The following is a 19580-nucleotide window of genomic DNA, read 5'->3' on the forward strand; positions in this document are numbered from 1 at the left end:
GGCTTACCCCAGATACTGCTCGGCGATAGTGTTGCCGAGGTTGGCGTTGTCGAGAATGAAGCGCTCGAGGAACTCCTTGAGGCCGATGGCGAACAGGCCCGGCAGCGTCGTATCCTGCAACTGGCTGAGCAGCATGCGCGCCTTGCGCTGGCTCGCGCCCTGCCGGCCGTAGTCGCGCGACAGGCTGTCGAGATTGAGCGTGACGTTCTCGTAGCAGGACACCAGCGAGCGCGGCATCTCGGCCTTGAGGATCAGGAACTCGGCGACGAGGTTGGGCTTCAGATTGTCGCGATAGACCCAGTGGTAGGACGTCAGCGCCGACACCGAACGCAGGATCCACGACCACTGGAAATAATCAGAACTGCCGCCGATTGAGGGCCGGTTCGGATCGAGCACGTCGGCCTTCAGCGCCAGCACGCGGGCGGTGAAGTCGGCGCGTTCGATGAAGGTGCCGAGGCGCAGGAAGTAATAGGCGTCGTTCCTGAGCATCGTCCGGTAGGCCGAGCCGTCGAAGCGCAGCGACAGCTCCTTCACCCGCGACAGGAAGTCCGACAGCTCCTGCCGCGTGAGGTTGGGACTGTTGACGCCGCGCGTCTCCATCCAGCCGGAGTTGATGGTCTCCCACATATCCATGGTCAGCGCGGTACGGACCGAGCGCGCGTTGGCGCGGGCAATGTCGAGACAGCAACGGATCGACGACGGATTGGCGTGCGAGAAGGCGAGATAGTCGACGACGGTCCGCTGCGTCGCCTCGGCATGCTGCTGGTGGAAGAGGTCGAGGGTGCCGGTCCCGTCGACGGCCATTTCCCATTCGTTGCGTCCGCCCTCGGCCAAAATCGGCGTCGCGGACAGGCGCGTCGCGGCCTCCAGAAGCCGGGCGGTGTTCTCCGCGCGTTCGACGTAGCGGGCGAGCCAGTAAAGGCTGTCGGCGTGACGGCTCAGCATGGTGTCAGCCCTCCGCCTGCGATTGCGACTGCGACATACCGGATGATGCGTGGTCGGCCGGGTCCTCGATGATCCAGGTATCCTTGGTGCCGCCGCCCTGGCTGGAGTTGACCACCAGCGATCCCTCCTTGAGCGCCACGCGGGTCAGCCCACCCGGCACGATGCGAACCTTGTCGGCGCCGGTCAGCACGAAGGGGCGCAGATCGATATGGCGCGGGGCGATGCCGTCGCCGACGAAGGTGGGCGAGGTCGAGAGAGCCAGCGTCGGCTGGGCGATGAAGCCGTCAGGGTCGGCCATCAGCTTGGCGCGGAAAGCTTCGATCTGCTCCCTGGTCGACTTGGGACCGACCAGCATGCCGTAACCACCGGATCCCTGCACTTCCTTGACCACCAGTTCCGGCAGATGATCGAGCACGTAGCGAAGGCTGTCTGGCTCCCGACACCGCCAGGTCGGCACGTTCTTCAGGATCGGCTCTTCGCCGAGATAGAAGCGCACGATCTCCGGCATGTAGGTGTAGATGGCCTTGTCGTCGGCGACACCGGTGCCGACGGCATTGGCCAGCGTCACGTTACCGGCGCGATAGGCGGAGATGAGACCGGGAATGCCGAGGACTGAATCCGGCCGGAACACCATGGGATCGAGGAAATCGTCGTCGATCCGGCGGTAGATGACGTCGACGCGCTTCGGCCCGCGAGTCGTGCGCATGTAGACCACCTCGTCGAGCACGAAAAGGTCGCGCCCTTCCACCAGCTCCACGCCGAGCTTGTCGGCCAGGAAGGAGTGCTCGTAATAGGCCGAATTGAGCGGCCCGGGCGTCATCAGCACGACGGTCGGCTCGGCGGGGGCGGAGATCGGCGCCACCGAGCGCAGCGACGCCAGCAACTCGTCCGGGTAATTGTCGACGGGTTGAATGCGGGTCTCGGCAAAGAGGTCCGGGAACAGGCGCATCTGCACGTCGCGGTTCTCCAGCATGTAGGAGACACCGGACGGCGTACGCGCATTATCCTCGAGAACGTAGAAATCCTTGTCGTCGGTCCGGATGACGTCGATGCCGGCGATCTGCACATAGACATCATGCGGCAGCTTGAGACCGACCATCTCCGGGCGGAAGGCGGGGTTCTGGTAGACGAGGTCGGCCGGCACGACGCCGGCCCGGATGATCTCCCCTGCCCCATAGACATCCGCAAGGAAGCGGTTGAGTGCAGTCACGCGCTGCGTCAGCCCCTTGGAAAGCGCCGTCCACTCGCTGCCGGTCAGGACGCGTGGCACGATGTCGAAGGGAATGATCCGTTCCTCGGCCTCGGCGTCGCCATAGACGGCGAAGGTGATGCCGATCCGGCGAAACAGGAACTCCGCTTCTTTCTGGAGGCGTTTGAGGTTTTCCGGGTCGGAGCTGTCGAGCCAGGCCTGGATGGTCCTATAGGCGGGCCGGACGCCTTGTCCGAACCCGTTCATCTCGTCGAAAGCCGGCAATCCCGTTCCTCCGCCGTTTCCTCGGCATCGTTGCCATTGATGAATTAAGCGGCAAACCGCCGGGAAGGGCAAGAAACATCATGGAGCAAAGACGGGTAGCATTTGCCTATAGATTAGGCATCACCTTCGCCTCCGGCGATGGTTGCCCGGCAGGCTTCTTTCTGCGGCCGTCTTGAAAAAGTCTGGAACTTTCGCCGATCCCACAGGTTGAACGGTCCCTTAACCAGCCTAGAAAGGGATGCGACTATGAAAACACGTCTTCTCTCCGTTCTTCTGCTCAGCGCCACGTTCCCGCTTGCTGCGGTCGCTCAGGACACGGGCACGAACCCTGATGACGGCGCCACGGGAACGTCCCAGACGCAGCCGGCCGACGGGATGAACTCCACGACGGGCACCAATGACAACAGCGGCGCCTCTTCCACGGAGCAGGACGCGACCACGCCGTCCACAACCCCGAGTTCGCCGAGCGACGGCAGCTCCACCATGGACGACAGCAGCTCGACCATGGATAGCGGCACCTCCGCGATGGATAGCGGCAATGCGGTCGCTCCCGGCCAGGGAACCAATACTTCGATGGCTTCGAACGAGACCTTCGTGACCGTTCCCGAAACCGGCGCCTGGCGCGTCAGCGACCTGGAAGGCAAGGCCGTCTACGGCTCGGACGGAGCGAACATCGGTGACATCAACGACGTGCTCGTCAGCCAGGACGGCAGCGTGAACGCCGTGATCATCGGTGTCGGCGGTTTCCTGGGGATCGGTGAGAAGGATGTCGCCGTCAACATGAGCGCCCTTCAGCTCGGCCCTGGAGACACTCAGGCCCAGGCTAACGCAGCGTCCAGCGCCCTTCCCGACCCGACCGGCGCCACCGGCGCGGTATCCGGCGACGCAATGCCCGGTCAGGGCGTGACGGACATGGATTCGCCCGGAGTTACGACCAATGCAACCGGCGACATGGCCGCCAACACTGCCGGGACCGGCGCGACGATCGGCGACGATGGTCTTCCGGATCGCATCATCCTCAACGTGACGCGCGAGCAGCTCGAGCAGGCGCCGGCGTTCGAGGGTGTTGAGGCATCGCAGCCCTGACGCGAACGCACGACGCAACAAGACGGCCCTCGCGGGATCTCCCGCGGGGGCCGTTTTCGCGCGAGCGTCGCGCGAAAGGCGGACGGCGTGATGGCCTTGGCAGGTCGCGCCGAACCGGGGCTCAAATGAGCTGCAACCCCTTCATGCTGGCATGTCCGTCGCGACCGATGATGATGTGATCGTGCACGGCGATCCCGAGCGGCGTCGCAGCATCGACCACCTGTCTGGTCATGGTGACGTCGGCGCGCGAGGGAGTCGGGTCGCCCGACGGGTGATTGTGAACGAGAATTACCGCCGTGGCGGCCAATTCAAGCGCCCTCTTCACAACCTCTCGCGGATAGACCGGCGTGTGATCGACGGTGCCGGTCTGCTGCACCTCATCGGCGATCATCTGGTTCTTCTTGTCGAGAAACAGCACCCGAAACTGCTCATGGTCCTCATAGGCCATGGCCGTGCGGCAATAGTCGATCACCGCCGACCATGACGACAGGATGGGACGATTCATCACGCCCGACCGGGCAATCCGGCGTGAAGCGGCATGCACCACCTTGAAGTCGAGAATGGTGGCATCGCCGATGCCCTTCACCGTCTTGAGGCGAGCCTCCGAGGCCCCGATGACGCCGGCAAACGAACCAAACGTGGCCAGTAGCCCCTTGGCAAGCGGCTTGACGTCCTGGCGCGGGATGGACCGGAACAGGATGAGCTCCAACAGCTCGTAATCGGCCACCGCTTCGTCCCCGCCGGAACGGAAGCGCTCGCGCAGCCGTTCCCGGTGCCCCGTGTAGTGCGGCGGGGTAACTCTGCCGTCCTGAAACTCGCCCATGGTCGATTCCGTCGTGAAGCGCGATCAGCCTAACAGATTTGACGAAGCGCGCAGCAGGTAGCGCGCCGTGAGATCGCCCAGGTCGACGGATGCAACATAACTGTTACGTAGATCTGACAGTGTGCCGCCACCCACGGGGTGGCCGCGTTCCCAAGCAGCAAACACCCCGAGCGCCGGTGGCGCGGCTCCTTGAGAGCTGCGTGGGCGGGCGCAGCCGGACCGGAGATCCCTTTCAATCGGGATCGCGGCACGCTGCGGTGAATGTCCCGAAAGTCGGGCATGCGGCTCCGTCCCCCGAGGCCACCCGACAGTGACATGCACGCTTCGGCCCCGCAACCGCCGCCGTCTGAAGAGCCGGAACACACCGCCAAAATCAGCAATATAATCCATGCATAAACTCATCCCGCAGGCGAGATTCAAACGTGGACGATTCTACGAATTAATGGAGTAACCCATCAATAAAACCGTGACTCATACGAGTTATACAGTATAAATAATCGTATATATGTCAATATATGATATATATATGCATTCTAGACAAATTCCTGTATTTTTGCATATTATAGACTCAAAATCGGCTAAGAAAAATCAATAATTAGCCGGTTTATTATTTAATAGTTGTAATTTTACAACATGGATTTTCATTCCGATTTTATCCAAACGAGTCCGTAATTATGACATTGAATGTCATATCGGAGTCAGCCATCACGGCGCCGTGGGTTTGCCGAAACACGGTCCCACTGCCGCGTGGATGCAATCGGGCTGGGGTGGCCGGAGGCACCGCGGTAACACATGGGAACCGGCCTCTGCCGAAGACGGACACGTTGTCGTCGCCGGCGGGAAAAGGTTCCCCGATCCTTTTTGGAGACCGCGAAATGAATATGAAGACTCTGCTCGGCACTGCCGCCGGCCTGATGGTCGCCTCGGGCGCCTACGCCGCCGACCTGCCGGGCGAAGCCGCGCCGGCCGCCGTCGACTACGTGAAGGTTTGCGACGCCTATGGCGCCGGCTTCTTCTACATCCCCGGCACCGAGACCTGCCTGCAGATGTCCGGCCGCGTTCGTGCTCGCATCGCCTACTCCGAGGCTGCGACCAAGACCGGTGCCGATAGCCTCAGCTTCAAGACGGACGCCCGCGTTGGCTTCGACGCCCGCACGGCTTCGGATCTCGGCACCGTCCGCTCGTTCTTCCGCATCAAGCTCGACAGCGCCGACGGCACCATCACCGCCGACGACGCCTTCATTCAGGTCGGTTATCTGACGGCCGGTAAGTTCGGCAACGCCTACGGCGACGTGTTCTACGGCGACACCAGCGCGATCTATGGTGCCTTCGATCAGAGCTCGACCGGCGCCCTCGTCATGGTCGACAAGCTTGGTGGCGGTTTCTACGTTGGTGCAGGTGTTATGGCTTCCGATACCGGCAGCTTCGGCACGGACAAGACCAAGTGGAACCCGACCGTTTGGTCGACGGGCTCCAGCGCCGAGCTGATGTACATCGGCCGCCTCGGCATCGCCGATCAGTCCTGGGGCAAGGTCGACGTGTCGGCCTTCTACCAGGCCATTGATACCGCCGACAACGACATCTGGGGTGTCAAGGCGACCGCCGACCTCAAGCTCGTCGACAAGCTGAGTGCCCGTCTGGTCGGCGTCTACGAAGACTACGACCGCTATGACGACAGCTACTTCGGCGTCGCCGCTGCTCTGAAGTACAAGGCGACCGACTCTCTGGCCGTTTACGCCGGTATCGGCACCGCTTTCTGGGACAAGGCCGACACCGCCTACAAGGCCCAGATCGGCGCCGACTACTCCTTCACTCCGGACCTCGTCCTGACGGCCGAAGTGAACTACACCAGCGACGGCGGCGTTTCCGGTGCCGACTTCGGCAACGGCACGGGTTCCACCTTCGACGACTCCTTCTCGGGCATGCTGAAGCTGACCCGCAACTGGTAAGACAGATCCCCTAGGGGATTGAGGGAAAGGCCCGGTTCGTCCGGGCCTTTTCGCTGTTCAGAAGGCAGCGATCGCCGCGTCGAGGGCCACTCTTTCCCGGTCGGCGTTCGCCTGTGCCTCGGCACGCGCACCCTCGGCCTCCTCAATCGCCTTCTCGCTGCGCACGAGCTTGGCGATATACGACTTGGCGCTATCGGACGTCTCCGGCAGGGCGCCCAGGTTGGCGCGGATGCGCTCCTGCTCATCGGACTGACGTTGGATGGTCCGCTCGGCTCGTTCGATGGCGCGCTCGGCGTCTGCAACCCGCGTCTTGATGGCAACAATAGCCTTCAGTTTCTCCACGACTTCGGGATCGGTACCACGGGTGGAGGCATAGAACAGCAACGTATCCGACGATGCATCGGAGAGATGGACCGCCTCTCCATCGACGCGAGTCTCGGTCACCCGGATATCCTTCGTCGCGCCGGCCACGACATCGGTCCGCAAACGCAGCCGCTCCGGCTCGCTGGACACCACGTCGCCATCGCTCGTCAGCTCCGTGCCGCCTATGCGCATGTGGTCGATCATCACGGCGCGTGCTTCCTCCTTGGGCGCGGTGATATGGTAGACCGTCGTCCAGGCCTGCGATCTTTTCACGTTCAGTACGCCATCCCGTGGGGAAAGACCGACGATCGTCTCGCGATGATCCCGCTCGCTTGTGATGCGCGCCTTCGGATCGGCAGCGAAGGCGGCGAACCGCTTTTCGCCCGGAGGAATGCCGGCCACCTGCGCGTCGCCGAGATATCCGTCCTTGCCATAGACGGTGAAGATGCCGGGCGGTACGCTCTTGCCGGTGGTGTTGGAGAGGAAGACGGCCGCCTGCGGCGCGCTGCCACTGCCGTCGCGCCAGAGAGAGACCAGATCGGCGTCGAGGTCCGCATCGATGATCGGCACGGTCAGCGTGGCCCCGGCCTTCAGCGTCACCGGCTGCGGCAGCGTGAACGAGACGCCGACATCGCCTTCTACGGACACCATGTCCGGCCCTCGCGACGGCGCGGCCGGAGCCGGCATGGCCTGCGCCCGCATCGCCATCATAGTCGGCGGTGCTTCGGCGGGGAGATCCGCCTCGCCCTCCGCTATGGAGGCGTCGAAAGCGCCACCGGCCGCCGCGCCGTCGACCAGCAGATCGACAGGCCCACCGGGCAACAGCAACGGCGCTTCGCGCCGCTCGCGCCAGTACATGTCGACCAGCCGTTGCCTGAGCGCCACCGGATTGGCCGAGGACAGCGTCAACTGCACGTCGCTCCAGTCGTCGCCGCTACCGTTCTCCAGCACCGCCCAGCCCTGGACGCGTGATTTTCCCCCCTCCGCCGGGACAATGCGATAGGCCGCCTTCCATACCGGCGCCGCAACCACATAGGAAAGCCGTACCGTGCGGGCACGCTTCCCAGTCGTTTCAATGGAGAGCGTCCGGAAGTTCGCATCGGCCGCCGCGCCAACGGCCGAGATCGCCGCGTCGATCCTCTGCTGCAAATCCTTGTCCGCAAAGACAATACTGGCGCCGGGACCAAGCAGTACCTCCGCGAAACTGCCATCGTCCTGACGCAAGGTCACCGCCGGCAGTTCGATCGGTTGTCCCTCGGTAGCGCGCGGCACCTTGCTCGTCCCGAGAATCACACCGCTCGCCTTATGGCCGGCGCCATCGTCTATGGTCGCGGCCTGCCCCATCATGGCAGCGGCGATGCCGGCGGTGGAGGAAAGGTCCTCACGCTTCAGTGGCAGACGCTTGAAAGCCTCGGTAACGGCATTGGCGCCATCGAGAGTCACCGAAACGATGCTGCCGCCGGGATCGCTGACGAGAAGGCTTTTCAGGATGTCATCGGCCTGATCGGCCGGGATCTCCAAGGCCAGACGGCTTTCCCCGTCCGCAAGGTCAACGGTGCGAACGATCTCGGCGAGACCGCCCGAAGACAACAGCACCGACCCCACCCTATCGGCGGAAACCGCCGTCGTTGCGAAGACGAAAGGCGATACGCCGGAAAACAGCGCTGCGGCAAGCGGCATCGATTTCACGTTGATCTCCCCCGAGACACGGTTTCATCCGATGGCGGCGATCCTGCCCGAGGAATGCGATGGCGCGAAGACCGACCTGTGGCGGCCTTGCGGCTTTTCGCCTGAGTCCGGGCTTCTGCGCTTGACAGGATCGCGCGTCACGGCGACCTATCGCCTGCCCAACGAGGAGATCACGGCCAGCCATGATCCACTACAATCTGCACTGCGCCGCCTGCGGCCACGACTTCGACGACTGGTTCGGCGGCAATGCCGACTGGGAGGCCAGGAAGGCCGAGTATGCCTGCCCGTCCTGCGGCACCGCGCGGGTGGAGAAGGCGCTGATGGCGCCCAGCCTCGGCGCCGCCAAGGCGACCTTTGCGGCCGAGCCGGCCTGCAACCCCTCGGCCTGCGCCAATCCCGGCTGCCCGATGGCCGCCGGGTTCTGAGGCAGGTCAGGCCACCGTCAGCGGCGGCTTGAACAGGCCCTTCGGCGACAGCGTGAAGATCTCGCAGCCGGTATCGGTCACGCCGACGGCATGCTCGAACTGGGCCGACAGCGAGCGGTCGCGCGTGACGGCGGTCCAGCCGTCGGACAGCACCTTCACGTGCGGCCGGCCGAGATTGACCATCGGCTCGATGGTGAAGATCATGCCCGGCTTCAGCACGGGGCCTTCGCCCTTGCGGCCGTAGTGCAGGATGTTCGGCGTGTCGTGGAACAGCTTGCCGACGCCGTGACCGCAGAAGTCGCGCACCACCGAGCAGCGTTCGCCCTCGACATAACGCTGGATGGCCTCGCCGATGTCACCGGTGGTGTTGCCCGGCCGAACGGCCGCGATGCCGCGCATGAGCGACTCGTGCGTCACGTCGATCAGCCGCTCGGCTGCGCGCTTGATGGCGCCGACGCCATACATGCGCGAGGAATCGCCGTGCCAGCCGTCGACGATGAAGGTCACGTCGATGTTGACGATCTCGCCTTCGCGCAGCGGCTTCTCGTCGGGAATGCCGTGACAAACCACGTGGTTGATCGAGGTGCAGACCGACTTGGTATAGCCGCGATAGTAGATAGTGGCCGGCAGGGCGCCGTGGTCCCGACCATAGCCATAGACGAAGTCGTCGATCGCCTGGGTGGTGACGCCGGGCTTGACGAAATCGACGAGTTCGTCGAGGCAGGACGCCGTCAACTGGCAAGCCTTGCGCATGCCGTCGAAGTCGGCAGCGTTGTAAAGGCGAATGTCTCCGGTGTTGCGCAGCGGAGCGACCGCCGCGTCGACGTAATTGATCATCGGATCAACCAACCTCAGTCTGGCATTGGAAGCCGTGCGGCTTCGCGTTTTCGTCGTCATATACCCAAGCGCCGCGAGAAGTACATGCTCGCCACGCATTCTGTCAGAAATCGCTCCGGATTTCGATTCCCCCAGGCGTGACGTCGGCATGCACCGCAAGCATCTCGACGCCGGCGGCCCGCGCCATAGCGGCCGCCGCCGCATAGACAGGGTCGATATCGGCGGCGATCTCGAAACGGTCGCAGTCGCCGCGCTGGGTGAGATAGAGAAGAACGGCCCGGGCGCCCGCGCCGACCATGGCGGCGAGCTCGCCAAGATGCCTGGCGCCGCGCGCGGTGACGGCGTCGGGAAACTCGGCGATACCCGGCCGGCGCGACAACGTGACCGATTTCACCTCGACATAGCAGCGCGGACGCCCTTCGCCTTCGAGCAGCATGTCGACGCGGCTTCGCGTACCGTAGGCCACCTCTCGCCGCAGCGTCTGGTAGCCTGCCAGCGCGGGAATGCGTCCGCTGGAAATCGCCTCGGCGACGATGCGGTTGGAAAGGCCGGTGTCGATGCCGACGAGAACGCCATTCACCTCGACCAGTTGCCAGCTCCAGGCGAGCTTGCGCTTCGGATCATTCGAACGGGAAAGATAAACGCGTGAGCCAGGCGTCGCCAGCCCGAGCATCGAGCCGGAGTTGGCGACATGAGCCGTCACTTCCTCACCGTCGTCGAGACGACAGTCGGCGAGGAAGCGCTTGTAGCGGCGAACCAGGCGCGCAGGCACCAGCGGAGCAGGAAACAGCATTCCGCCTTGTTCGCCGCTCCCACGGCTGCCGTCAAGGCGTGGCCTGCGCCTCGACTTCCGTCATGGCTGAGGCCAAAGGCGCGAGGCGATTGAGGATGTCCCTCGCCACCGGCTTGTAATCGTCATTGAAGTGATGCCCACCGGGATGAACCAGCAGACTGAAGCCTTTGTCCTTCGGCAGGCGCGTGCAGGCGGTCTCGTCGTCCTCACTGCCGTAGATGCATTGGACTTTCACCGGCTCGACCTTCATGAGATCGGGCAGCGTCGACGGCCCGCTCGGGTCGGTCTTGCCGCCGAGAATGCCGGAAACCTGAATCTCGAACTGATGGGCGCCCGTGTAGGCCAGCAGGGAGACCAGCTTGACGCCGGCCTTCCGATCCTCCGGCAGCGCCTGATAGATCGCCGGCAGCGCATCGGCGCCGAAGGAGTAGCCGATAAGCGCCACCTTGTGGACGCCCCACTTCTTCTCGTAGGTGTCGATCACCTTGGCAAGGTCGCCAGCGGCGTCGCCGGGGTCCACCTCGTTCCAGAAATAGCGCAGCGAATCGATGCCGACCACCGGCACACCCGCCTTGGCGAGATAGCCGCCGATCTCGGCGTCGATGTCGCGCCAGCCACCGTCGCCGGAATAGATGATTGCCAGCGTGTCATGCTTGGGAACGGCGGGCACCAGGGTGATGGGAATGCCGGCAAGCGGCGATCCGGTATCGCTCGTCGCGTCGAGTTGCTCCAGTACGGCACCGTCGAGCGTCCGCCCGGCGCCCTTGATGCTCTTGGCGGTGGCGATCGCAAATCCGGAGCCGACCATTTCGTCGACATGGGCGGCGCCCGCCGGATCGGCGATGCGGGTCATGTAGACGTCGATCGGATCGGGAAGGTGTCCCTTCTGCAGCTCGTAGATCCAGCCGGCGCCATGGGCGGAGCGAACGTGCCGGGCCTCGCTGCACAGCTCCTTGCGAAGCGGCAGCGCGGCAGGCGGATCGACGGCGATGGTGCGGCCGATCGTCGCGTCCGGCGATTGGGCGGCCAGCGCCAAGGCAAAGGTGCCGCCCAGGCCCGAACCGGCGATAACAGGGGAGTGGTAGCTCTGGACGTCCAGTACGCGCTGGATGTTCTGGCTGACCTGCTCGACGTCGGACACGAAGTAGACGCAGTCGTCGGCAAGCATTTCCGCCTTGGCGAAGGTGGCCGGCGTGTCGATGCCGACGACGACGGCGCCGCTCGCGGCATAGCGGCGCGCTTTCACGCGATCCCAGAATCCATATCCCTCGCTGCCCGACAACAGGTAGACGAGTCCGGTCGGCTCGCCGCGTGGCGCGATCACTTCGGAGATGGCCAGCGTGTCCGTCTGCTCGGGCGGCAGGTGGGGAAACAGATACAGGAAGGCACCCGTCGACAGGCCGGCAACGCTGAGGAGGCCGACCATGACGAACAATATCAGTCGCTTCATTTGGAAACGGCTCCCTTGAGGCCGCCGGAGATGATGAAGGTCACATCGGCGAGGGCCAGCAGCGGGTTGAGACCGCCGGCCACCGCCATGTAGCGCTGCTGCCAGACCGGATCGAACTTGGTCTTGAAAGCGCGCAGGCCGTGAAAGTTGTAGAAGGCGTTGCCATGCTCGAAGGCGGCACGGCCAAGCTTGTGCCAGAGCGGCGCCATCGGGCTGTCGGACAGACCGGCAAGCGGCGCCATGCCGAGGCTGAAATCCGCAAAGCCGGCCGCCTGGAAGTGCAGCAACACCCGGGTGAACAGCAGCTCCATCGTCCCGTTGGGCGACTTCGGCGTAAAGCGCATCAGGTCGATCGCCGCCTCGCGGCCATCGCCTGAGATCATCAACGTCGCGAAGGCGAAGATCCGCCCTTCCCGCTTCAGCACCGCCACCGGCTGCGACGCCACGTAGTCGGGTTCGAAGGCGCCGAGCGAGAAGGTCTTCTCGCGCGCCTTCCGCGCTTCCAGCCAACTCGCCGACACCGCCGCGAGTTCGTCGAGTATAGCCGGCACGCCCTCCGTCGGAACAACCTCGAAGACGATGCCGTCGCGCTCGGCTTTGTTGATGGCATTGCGCAGGTTGCCGCGCCGGCTACCCTTGATGTCGAAGGCGGCAAGATCGACCACGGCTTCCTCGCCGAGCTTGAAGGCGGAGAGACCGGCATCCGCGTAAAGCGACAGGCTTTCCGCCGGCACCTGGTAGAACACGGCTCGGCCACCGTGGGCTCGGGCCAGTTCAATGAAGCGCCAGGCAAGTTCGCGCCGCCCCGCCTCCGCGCCGACCGGATCGCCGAGCGATATCCAGGAGCGGCCGCGCTTGGCGTACATCAGGAAGGCGAACCCATCGTCCGAAAACATCAGGTTCTTGTCGCCCATCCGGACGAGGTTGGCCGATGCACGATCGCTGCCGGCCAGGATGGCGACGGCACGCGCCAGATCACCGGGCTCGGCCGGCTCGATCCGGCCGGACGGCGGACGGATCAGAAGCCAGGTCGCCACGGCGGCGGTGGCGAGCCCGATGCCCACGGCGGCGCGCAATGAACGCGGCGCGGAGGCGGACATCTCGAACTGCCACCAAAGGTCATGGCTGTAGGGCACTTCCTTGTAGACGAAGAATAGGATGCCCAGGGCGAGCGCCAGGATCGAGGCGATGCAGAGCCACCAGGCCGGGCTGAGCCTGTCATGCAGCAGCGATGCCGGGCGATTGTAGAGATGTCGGCTGGACACCAGCCCGACGATCAGGACTGCTAGCAACACGGCTTCGCCAATGGCCAGCGCCTTGAGAAGCGCCAGGGGAATCGATAGCGCCGTCAGCGTCAGCGTCAGCCACCACGCCCCGTCGAGCCGGTGGACGAGGCCGCGGCCTGAGACCAGCAGGAAGACGCCGATCACCGAGCCGACGAAATGGGCGCCCTCCACAAGCGGCAGCGGAACGAAGGACGCCATCAGGTCGAGCCGGGTGTCGGCCGGCGGCGTCACGCCGGAGAACACCAGCATGGCGCCGAGCACGATCGCCAGCGTGCCGAGGATGACCGGCGCTATGCCTGACACCGCCGCGGTGAGCGCCGGGCTGGCCATCGTCGCCCGCCGCGCCTCGCTGACGATCATCGCCGCCACCGCCACCACCAGCGGCACCACATAGTAGATGATGCGATAGATCAGCAACGCCGAGATCACGCCATCGATCGGCAACCGCGTGCCGAGAGCACCGACGACGATGGTCTCGAAAATGCCGACGCCGCCCGGCAGGTGGCTGAGCACGCCGGCGCCGACCGCCACCGAGAACACTGCGAGCACCACCGGGAACGAAACGTCGCCATCGGGAAGCAGGACGTAGAGGACGGCGGCGGCACAGGTGACGTCCACCGACGTGGCCAGCAGCTGGGCGAGAATATCCCGCGCTTCCGGCAGTGCCACGGCACGGCCGAACACGGTCACCGAACCGCGCCGCAGGCTGGCAAACAGCAGCACCGCCGCGACGGCGGCCAACGCCAGCAGGCCGATGCCGCGGACCGTGGTGCCGGGCATGCCGATCAGCGATGCGAGATCCGGACCGGAGATGGCAAGCCCCAGGCCGGCGACGAAGGCGAGCCCGAAGCCGAAGGCCGCCGCGACATAGGCCACCACCTTGGCGATCGCCTCCGGCTCCAGCCCGAAGGGCGAGTAGAAGCGATAGCGGACCGAGCCGCCGGTCAGCGGGCCGAAGCCGGCGATGTTGCCCACGGCATAGGCGCAGAAGCTCGCCAGCGCCACCAGCCGGTAGGGAAGTCGGACGCCGGCAAAGCGCAGCGCATGCACGTCATAGATGGACAGCGCCAGGAAGCTGCCGGCCGTGAACAGAAGGGCCAGCCCCACCTGCGTCCACGACGTATCGTCGATCGCGGCCACGAGATCGTCATAGACGACGTTCGACAGCAGGCGCGACAGCGCCAGGACCGACAGCCCAACGATGAGGAGCGCTACGGCGGCGATGAGAAAAGGCTTCAGACGGACGAGGCGATGGGAAGGAGCGGCGGGAACGACGGCGGACTCCGAGGGCAATGCGGCGGGCATGATCGACCTGAAAGGAACAAAGCCGGGCGGACGCCCTGCAATCAGCGCCTTATCTTGCTCGATTGCGTCAATCCGGCGGCGTTTAGGGCGCCCAAACTTTAATTCCGCGTAATGTTCGCGATTGTCTCCGGACCCGGAATCCCCGACAAACGGAACAACGATTCCAAAGGCGCAGACGCATGACAGTTCAGTCCCCTACCGCCGCCGTTCTCGTCATCGGCGACGAGATTCTTTCCGGCCGCACCCGCGACACCAACTCCGGCCATATCGCCGCCTTTCTCACCGAAATCGGTATCGACCTCCGCGAGGTTCGCGTCGTTCCCGACGAGGAAGACCGCATCGTGGCGGCGCTTGATGCATTGCGCACGGCCTATACCTACGTCTTCACCACCGGCGGCATCGGACCGACCCACGACGACATCACCGCAGATGCCGTGGCCAAGGCGTTCGGCGTCGCCATCGAGCACCATCCCGACGCCGTAGAGATCCTGCGCCAGCACTATGTGACGCCGGAGGAACTCACCGAGGCGCGTCTCCGGATGGCGCGCATCCCGGTGGGGGCGACGCTGATCGACAATCCGGTTTCCAAGGCGCCGGGCTTCCACATCGGCAACGTCTTCGTCATGGCCGGCGTGCCCAAGATCATGCAGGCGATGCTGCTCAACGTCGAAAAGAAACTCAACGGGGGCGTGCCGGTACAATCGGTCACGGTCGACTGTCCGTTCGGCGAGGGGGTGATCGGCTCGGCGCTCGGCGAGGTGGCCAAGGCCAATCCGCGCGTCTCCATCGGCAGCTACCCGATCCTCGCGGCCCGCAACTTCTCCACCAAGCTGGTGATCCGCTCGCGCGATCCGGAGGCCCTGGCGGCCGCCACGGTGGCGGTGGAAGCGATGCTGGCCTCGATCACCCGCGACAAAGCCGGGGATAGCACTCTCACCGACTATTGAAATCGACGCAAAACAGGCATTTGAAGAGCCCCTCGCCTGATCGCATGAGGATCGCCAACATGTCCCCGCAAGACGCCCAGCCGCTCGCCCCCAAGGCTTTCCCGGTCTCCTGGGACCAGTTCCACCGCGATGCCCGCGCCCTCGCCTGGCGGCTCGCCGGCCTCGGCGAATGGAAAGCCATCGTCTGCATCACCCGCGGCGGCCTGGTGCCAGCGGCCATCGTGGCGCGCGAGCTCAACATCCGCGTCATCGAAACGGTCGGCATTGCCTCCTATCACGACTATACCTCGCAAGGTGAGCTGCAGATCATCAAGGAGGTCAGTCCCGAGATCGTCGCCCTTGATGGCGGCGAAGGCGCGGGCGTGCTGATCATCGACGATCTCGTCGATACCGGGAAGACGGCCCGCATGGTTCGCGACATGATGCCGAAGGCCCACTTCGCCACCGTCTATGCCAAGCCCAAGGGCCGGCCGCTGGTCGACACCTTCATCACCGAGGTCAGCCAGGATACGTGGATCTACTTCCCCTGGGACCTGGGTTTTGCCTTCCAGCCGCCGATTTCCCGTCAGGGCAACGACTGATCTGCTAGATTTTTATTCACCACGTAAATAACTGATTCGCCAAAGTTTAGACTGGACAAGCCTATTTGCGGTTGTCCAGTCCGAACTGGCATGGCCTGATTCTCGCCGCATTCTTCCCTGTTTTGAGCCTCCGTCGCTGATCGCCGGTAACCTTCGGTGGTCCCTAAGGAGGCTCGTCCGCGCTGCCAACGCGGGTTCAAACAGGATTGACTGCATGCCATTCAAAACAAGCGCCAGATGCGCTTTTTTCACGGCCGCCATGGCGGTCGCGTTTTTTCACCAGGCAGCGCCAGCGCTGGCTCAATGCGGCAAGGCGTCCTGGTACGCCGAGCATGGCCGCACCGCGAGCGGCGAACGCATGAAGCCGGGGGCCCGCACCGCCGCCCACCGCACCCTGCCCTTCGGTACCCTCGTCGAGGTCGAAAACCTCAGGAACGGCCGCACTGTGGTGGTGCGCATCAACGATCGCGGTCCATTCATCAAGGGGCGGGTGATCGACCTCGCGCGCAGCGCGGCCAGCGATCTCGGCATGGTGAGCTCCGGTACGGCCAACGTTCGCCTGTCGGTCCTCGACGGCAAGACCAAGTCGCCCGCCAAGATGTGCGGCTGAGCTAGAGCTTCTCCGGCGAACTCCGGTTCGCCGATAAAGCTCTATCCCCTCGTTGAGCGCAGTTCCGGGTGCAAAACCGGTGCCCACTTTTGCTGGAACTGCTCCATCTTCCCGAGGCGGCGCTTCCGCGACTCGGAGCGCCGCCCTGCCTATCGCAACCCTGCGGCCTCAGCGCACCCGCGCGCGTGAAGCAAGGCGGCGGGTCTCGCGGACGGTTTCGTCAAGCGCGTGCCACCGGTGCTTGTTCAGTTCGATGTTGAAGATCGTGTCCCTGGGGAACTCGCCGAGGGTAACGATATCGTCGAACGGCAGGTTGCCCCAGCCGACCGGCAGGTGAAGGTCGCCGACGCCAAGCCCCAGCGCCTCCTGCTGGGTATGGACCGGGATGTTGTTGGTGCGCCCGAAACTGTCGTGAACGTGGACATGCTTGGCCAGCGGGATGAGCGGCGCCACCTCTTCCATCAGGTCGAGGCCGACGCTGTCGCAGTGAAGCGCGGCATGGCTGATATCGAGGCAGGCTCTCAGGTGCGAGTGATCGAGCTCGCGCAGCTCGGCCGCCAACTCGGACGCCGAAGCGGTGAGGCGATTGCCCTTTTCGGCAAAGATGTTCTCGACGCATAGAATGACGCCGGCCGCCTGAGCCTCCTCGCCCAACTTCAGAAGTGTTTCGCACTCCTGGGCGCGCAGCCGTTCGATCTGCGGCTTGGCGAGACCAGGCGCGCAGAAGCCGGTGTGCATCACCATGTGCTCGCAGCCGAGTTCGGCCGCGATTGTCAGGTGCGCCCTTGCCAGGTTCTGGTGCAGTGCGAGATAGACCGGGTCGCACATGAAGTTGATGCCGATGGCGGCATGGGCGCTGTAGGCAAACGGTCGCCCGCTGATGGCCCGGCGCAGCTCCTCGAGGCGAGCCGGCATGACGCGGCCGTCGATGACCAGTTCCATCCACAGAAGCGGCAGCTCGACCGTGTCGGTTCCCACCTCTTCAAGACGATCCAGGCTTTCAATGATCGTCGACGGCAGCCCGTTGGCGGATTCGGCGGAGGCTCCCACCCGGATGGCAGCTGAAGCATTTGGCATGGTCTGGTTCCATTTCGCGAGGTTGCGTGGAACGGCGCCGGCGAGAGGAACCCGCCGACCTTGCCGTTCTTTGATAAGAGAGAGTCCGGATGAATGTCGCGGACGGCGGAGCGACCTCAGAGCTTGCCCATGCCGGCCGCCATGACGTCGTCGCGCATGATGCGGCTGGTCAGCATGAAGACCAGGAAGACGGGCAGCAGCAGAATGAGGCAGACCACGGAGGCCACCGGCACCACCAACCCCGCGCCGGAGAGGTTGATGTAGAGCCGCGTCGTCAGCGTGTGGACGATGGGAGCACCGACGATGAAGGTGCGCTCGAACTCCTCGAAACTGCCGATGAAGGACAGGAGGCCGGCGGCCAGCATGGCGGGAATGCTGAGCGGGACAAGAATATGGCGAACCACCGCTATCCGGTTCGCCCCCAAGGTACGCGCCGCGGCGATGAGATCGGAGGGAATAGCCTCGAAGCCGCTCGCAAGGATGCGGATGGTCATCGGCAGCACGCCGGCCACCTGAATGATGATGACGCCGAGCATGGTGTAGGCGAGATCCAGCTTGAGGAACACGCGCCCCAGCCCCACCGCGACGACAATGCCCGGCACGATGAGGGGCGCGAGAACGAACACCTCGACCACCTTCTTCAGCGGGAAGCTGTAGCGGGCCAACGCCCAGGCCGTCGGCATGGCGATGATCATCGTGGCGAGGGTGACGACAAAGGTGATCACCAGGCTGTTGACCACCGCCGACCGAAGCGACGGGTCGTTCAGGAACATGAGCCAGTGGCGAGCGGTAAAGCCGTCCGGCAGAAGGCTCGGCGGAAACCAGCCATCCGACACCGACCACAGCGCGATGATGCCGAACGGCAGGCCGAGCATCAGCAGCACGCAAACCAGCGCCGCGAGCGACAGGAGGAGGCCGCGCGAACGGGAAGAGCCAACCTGTTTCATCTTGAACTTGCCGCCTTGCCTGTGCCGAAGGCCGCCGCCGTCAGCATGTAATAAGCGGCCAGCACCACGAAGGCCGCCAGGATCAGCACGGTTCCCATGGCGTAGATCGCCATCCAGTCACCGTCGCGATAGGAATCGTACATCAGGATCGACAGCGGCAACGGATAGGCAGGCCCCAGCAGGCTGGGGGCGGCGAAGTTGCCCAGCGACTTGACGAAACAAAGCAAGGTCGCGGCCGTGATGCCCGGCATGGCGAGCGGCAGCTGCACCGCCCAGAAGGCGCGAAGCCTTGTGGCTCCGAGGCTGCGCGCGGCATGCACCGTGTCGCTCGGGATGGCGCCGAAGGCACCGGCGATGATCAGCGTCATGAACGGCACGTCCTTCCAGAGCGTTGCCAGGATGACGCCGATGCCGAGGGGATCGCGGACGATCTTGCCGATGTTCCAGCCGCCCAGCATCAGAAGCCGGTCGATGAAACCGCCCTGTTCGAACAGCGTCAGAACCATGAAGGCGGCCACGATCGCCGGCACGGCAAGCGGCAGTTTGTAGAGACCGTTCAGAAGCTTGCGGCCAATGAAGCTCTTTTGCAGCATGAGCGCCAGGGGAATGGCGACGAACAGCGTCAGCGTGGTTGGCGCGATGGCGTAGTAGAGCGACATCATCAGCCCCTTGCGGTATTTCGGCTCTGCGAAAATGTCCGTCAGGGGAGTGAGCGTGAATCCGGCTCCGTCGGCGCCGAGACCGAAGGCGCCCAACACGGCCCAGAACAACGGCAAGCCAAAGGTTGCCAACAGAACGCCGATGCCGGGGAGCAGGAGCAGCAGGAGATGAACGGCACGCATCACCGCGCCTCCACGATCGCATCGGTCGCCTCCGGCGGTTCCGTTGCGAGGAGAGAGCGACTGTCTTGTCGGTCAAGCGTTTTGTTCGCGCCATGGTTGATTGTCCCGGATGAGGGCGTTGAGGATGGTGATGAGTTTTCTGGCGACGGCG

18 protein-coding genes are annotated in these 19580 nt (G+C 64.4%); 6 read left to right on the forward strand and 12 right to left on the reverse strand.

What is annotated here, in order from left to right:
- Positions 1-3 precede the first annotated feature (3 nt).
- From M4J39_RS05335 to M4J39_RS05345, 3 genes are all read right to left on the reverse strand, one after another.
- Positions 4-945: an alpha-E domain-containing protein gene (locus M4J39_RS05335; protein ID WP_251726741.1), complete on the reverse strand. Its 942-nt coding sequence runs from the start codon at positions 943-945 to the stop codon at positions 4-6.
- Positions 946-949: 4 nt separating this feature from the next.
- Entirely contained in the window at positions 950-2401 is a 1452-nt protein-coding gene (locus M4J39_RS05340; RefSeq protein ID WP_251726811.1) for a circularly permuted type 2 ATP-grasp protein, read from the reverse strand.
- A gap of 326 nt (positions 2402-2727) precedes the next feature.
- Entirely contained in the window at positions 2728-2958 is a 231-nt protein-coding gene (locus tag M4J39_RS05345) for a hypothetical protein (protein WP_251726742.1), read from the reverse strand.
- 55 nt (positions 2959-3013) lie between these two features.
- On the opposite strand from M4J39_RS05345, the gene M4J39_RS05350 reads away from it, so the two are divergent.
- Positions 3014-3505 (forward strand): PRC-barrel domain-containing protein, encoded by a 492-nt coding sequence (locus tag M4J39_RS05350; RefSeq protein WP_251726743.1) that lies wholly within the window; start codon positions 3014-3016, stop codon positions 3503-3505.
- Between the two features lie 121 nt (positions 3506-3626).
- Here M4J39_RS05350 and radC read toward each other — a convergent pair whose 3' ends face one another.
- Complete coding sequence (gene radC / locus M4J39_RS05355; protein WP_251726744.1) at positions 3627-4328, reverse strand: DNA repair protein RadC; 702 nt, start codon at positions 4326-4328, stop codon at positions 3627-3629.
- Between the two features lie 875 nt (positions 4329-5203).
- On the opposite strand from radC, the gene M4J39_RS05360 reads away from it, so the two are divergent.
- Entirely contained in the window at positions 5204-6277 is a 1074-nt protein-coding gene (locus M4J39_RS05360) for a porin (protein ID WP_251726745.1), read from the forward strand.
- Positions 6278-6334: 57 nt separating this feature from the next.
- Here M4J39_RS05360 and M4J39_RS05365 read toward each other — a convergent pair whose 3' ends face one another.
- Positions 6335-8320, reverse strand: coding sequence for a DUF4139 domain-containing protein (locus M4J39_RS05365; RefSeq protein WP_251726812.1), 1986 nt, complete (start codon positions 8318-8320; stop codon positions 6335-6337).
- 191 nt (positions 8321-8511) lie between these two features.
- Between M4J39_RS05365 and M4J39_RS05370 the strand changes: the two genes are divergently transcribed.
- A complete protein-coding gene (locus M4J39_RS05370) occupies positions 8512-8754 on the forward strand; it encodes a DUF1178 family protein (protein WP_251726746.1) in 243 nt (80 codons plus the stop codon).
- A gap of 6 nt (positions 8755-8760) precedes the next feature.
- On the opposite strand, the gene map is transcribed toward M4J39_RS05370, so the two are convergent.
- The 4 genes from map to mprF all read right to left on the reverse strand — a co-directional run bounded on the left by map (position 8761) and on the right by mprF (position 14425).
- Entirely contained in the window at positions 8761-9591 is an 831-nt protein-coding gene (gene map, locus M4J39_RS05375; RefSeq protein ID WP_251726747.1) for a type I methionyl aminopeptidase, read from the reverse strand.
- Positions 9592-9694: 103 nt separating this feature from the next.
- Positions 9695-10384 carry a DNA/RNA nuclease SfsA gene (sfsA, locus tag M4J39_RS05380; protein ID WP_251726748.1) on the reverse strand — a complete coding sequence of 230 codons (690 nt, stop codon included), beginning with the start codon at positions 10382-10384 and terminating at the stop codon, positions 9695-9697.
- Between the two features lie 31 nt (positions 10385-10415).
- Entirely contained in the window at positions 10416-11834 is a 1419-nt protein-coding gene (locus M4J39_RS05385) for an AcvB/VirJ family lysyl-phosphatidylglycerol hydrolase (RefSeq protein ID WP_251726749.1), read from the reverse strand.
- Positions 11831-14425, reverse strand: a complete 2595-nt coding sequence (gene mprF, locus M4J39_RS05390; RefSeq protein ID WP_251726750.1) for a bifunctional lysylphosphatidylglycerol flippase/synthetase MprF — start codon at positions 14423-14425, stop codon at positions 11831-11833. Before mprF ends, M4J39_RS05385 begins: the two co-directional genes overlap by 4 nt.
- A gap of 179 nt (positions 14426-14604) precedes the next feature.
- On the opposite strand from mprF, the gene M4J39_RS05395 reads away from it, so the two are divergent.
- The 3 genes from M4J39_RS05395 to M4J39_RS05405 all read left to right on the forward strand — a co-directional run bounded on the left by M4J39_RS05395 (position 14605) and on the right by M4J39_RS05405 (position 16563).
- Positions 14605-15372 (forward strand): molybdopterin-binding protein, encoded by a 768-nt coding sequence (locus M4J39_RS05395; RefSeq protein WP_251726751.1) that lies wholly within the window; start codon positions 14605-14607, stop codon positions 15370-15372.
- A gap of 59 nt (positions 15373-15431) precedes the next feature.
- Positions 15432-15953, forward strand: a complete 522-nt coding sequence (gene gpt, locus M4J39_RS05400) for a xanthine phosphoribosyltransferase (RefSeq protein ID WP_251726752.1) — start codon at positions 15432-15434, stop codon at positions 15951-15953.
- Between the two features lie 214 nt (positions 15954-16167).
- Positions 16168-16563, forward strand: coding sequence for a septal ring lytic transglycosylase RlpA family protein (locus M4J39_RS05405; protein WP_371875387.1), 396 nt, complete (start codon positions 16168-16170; stop codon positions 16561-16563).
- A gap of 168 nt (positions 16564-16731) precedes the next feature.
- Here M4J39_RS05405 and M4J39_RS05410 read toward each other — a convergent pair whose 3' ends face one another.
- From M4J39_RS05410 to M4J39_RS05420, 3 genes are all read right to left on the reverse strand, one after another.
- Positions 16732-17640, reverse strand: coding sequence for a sugar phosphate isomerase/epimerase (locus M4J39_RS05410; RefSeq protein WP_251726753.1), 909 nt, complete (start codon positions 17638-17640; stop codon positions 16732-16734).
- 116 nt (positions 17641-17756) lie between these two features.
- Positions 17757-18587, reverse strand: a complete 831-nt coding sequence (locus M4J39_RS05415; protein ID WP_251726754.1) for an ABC transporter permease — start codon at positions 18585-18587, stop codon at positions 17757-17759.
- Positions 18584-19429 (reverse strand): ABC transporter permease, encoded by an 846-nt coding sequence (locus M4J39_RS05420; protein ID WP_251726755.1) that lies wholly within the window; start codon positions 19427-19429, stop codon positions 18584-18586. The genes M4J39_RS05415 and M4J39_RS05420 overlap by 4 nt, the downstream gene beginning before the upstream one ends.
- Positions 19430-19580: the final 151 nt, after the last annotated feature.

The organism is Pleomorphomonas sp. NRK KF1 (genome assembly GCF_023721755.1).
In the GTDB taxonomy this organism is placed as follows: Bacteria; Pseudomonadota; Alphaproteobacteria; order Rhizobiales; family Pleomorphomonadaceae; genus Pleomorphomonas.

Bases quoted from the DNA above. Each gene is read 5' to 3' on its own strand.
- M4J39_RS05335 (WP_251726741.1), bottom strand. From the start codon at position 945: ATGCTGAGCCGTCACGCCGACAGCCTTTACTGGCTCGCCCGCTACGTC.
- M4J39_RS05340 (WP_251726811.1), bottom strand. From the start codon at position 2,401: ATGAACGGGTTCGGACAAGGCGTCCGGCCCGCCTATAGGACCATCCAG.
- radC (WP_251726744.1), bottom strand. From the start codon at position 4,328: ATGGGCGAGTTTCAGGACGGCAGAGTTACCCCGCCGCACTACACGGGG.
- M4J39_RS05360 (WP_251726745.1), top strand. From the start codon at position 5,204: ATGAATATGAAGACTCTGCTCGGCACTGCCGCCGGCCTGATGGTCGCC.
- M4J39_RS05365 (WP_251726812.1), bottom strand. From the start codon at position 8,320: ATGCCGCTTGCCGCAGCGCTGTTTTCCGGCGTATCGCCTTTCGTCTTC.
- M4J39_RS05370 (WP_251726746.1), top strand. From the start codon at position 8,512: ATGATCCACTACAATCTGCACTGCGCCGCCTGCGGCCACGACTTCGAC.
- map (WP_251726747.1), bottom strand. From the start codon at position 9,591: ATGATCAATTACGTCGACGCGGCGGTCGCTCCGCTGCGCAACACCGGA.
- sfsA (WP_251726748.1), bottom strand. From the start codon at position 10,384: ATGCTGTTTCCTGCTCCGCTGGTGCCTGCGCGCCTGGTTCGCCGCTAC.
- M4J39_RS05385 (WP_251726749.1), bottom strand. From the start codon at position 11,834: ATGAAGCGACTGATATTGTTCGTCATGGTCGGCCTCCTCAGCGTTGCC.
- mprF (WP_251726750.1), bottom strand. From the start codon at position 14,425: ATGCCCGCCGCATTGCCCTCGGAGTCCGCCGTCGTTCCCGCCGCTCCT.
- M4J39_RS05395 (WP_251726751.1), top strand. From the start codon at position 14,605: ATGACAGTTCAGTCCCCTACCGCCGCCGTTCTCGTCATCGGCGACGAG.
- gpt (WP_251726752.1), top strand. From the start codon at position 15,432: ATGTCCCCGCAAGACGCCCAGCCGCTCGCCCCCAAGGCTTTCCCGGTC.
- M4J39_RS05405 (WP_371875387.1), top strand. From the start codon at position 16,168: ATGCCATTCAAAACAAGCGCCAGATGCGCTTTTTTCACGGCCGCCATG.
- M4J39_RS05410 (WP_251726753.1), bottom strand. From the start codon at position 17,640: ATGCCAAATGCTTCAGCTGCCATCCGGGTGGGAGCCTCCGCCGAATCC.
- M4J39_RS05415 (WP_251726754.1), bottom strand. From the start codon at position 18,587: ATGAAACAGGTTGGCTCTTCCCGTTCGCGCGGCCTCCTCCTGTCGCTC.
- M4J39_RS05420 (WP_251726755.1), bottom strand. From the start codon at position 19,429: ATGCGTGCCGTTCATCTCCTGCTGCTCCTGCTCCCCGGCATCGGCGTT.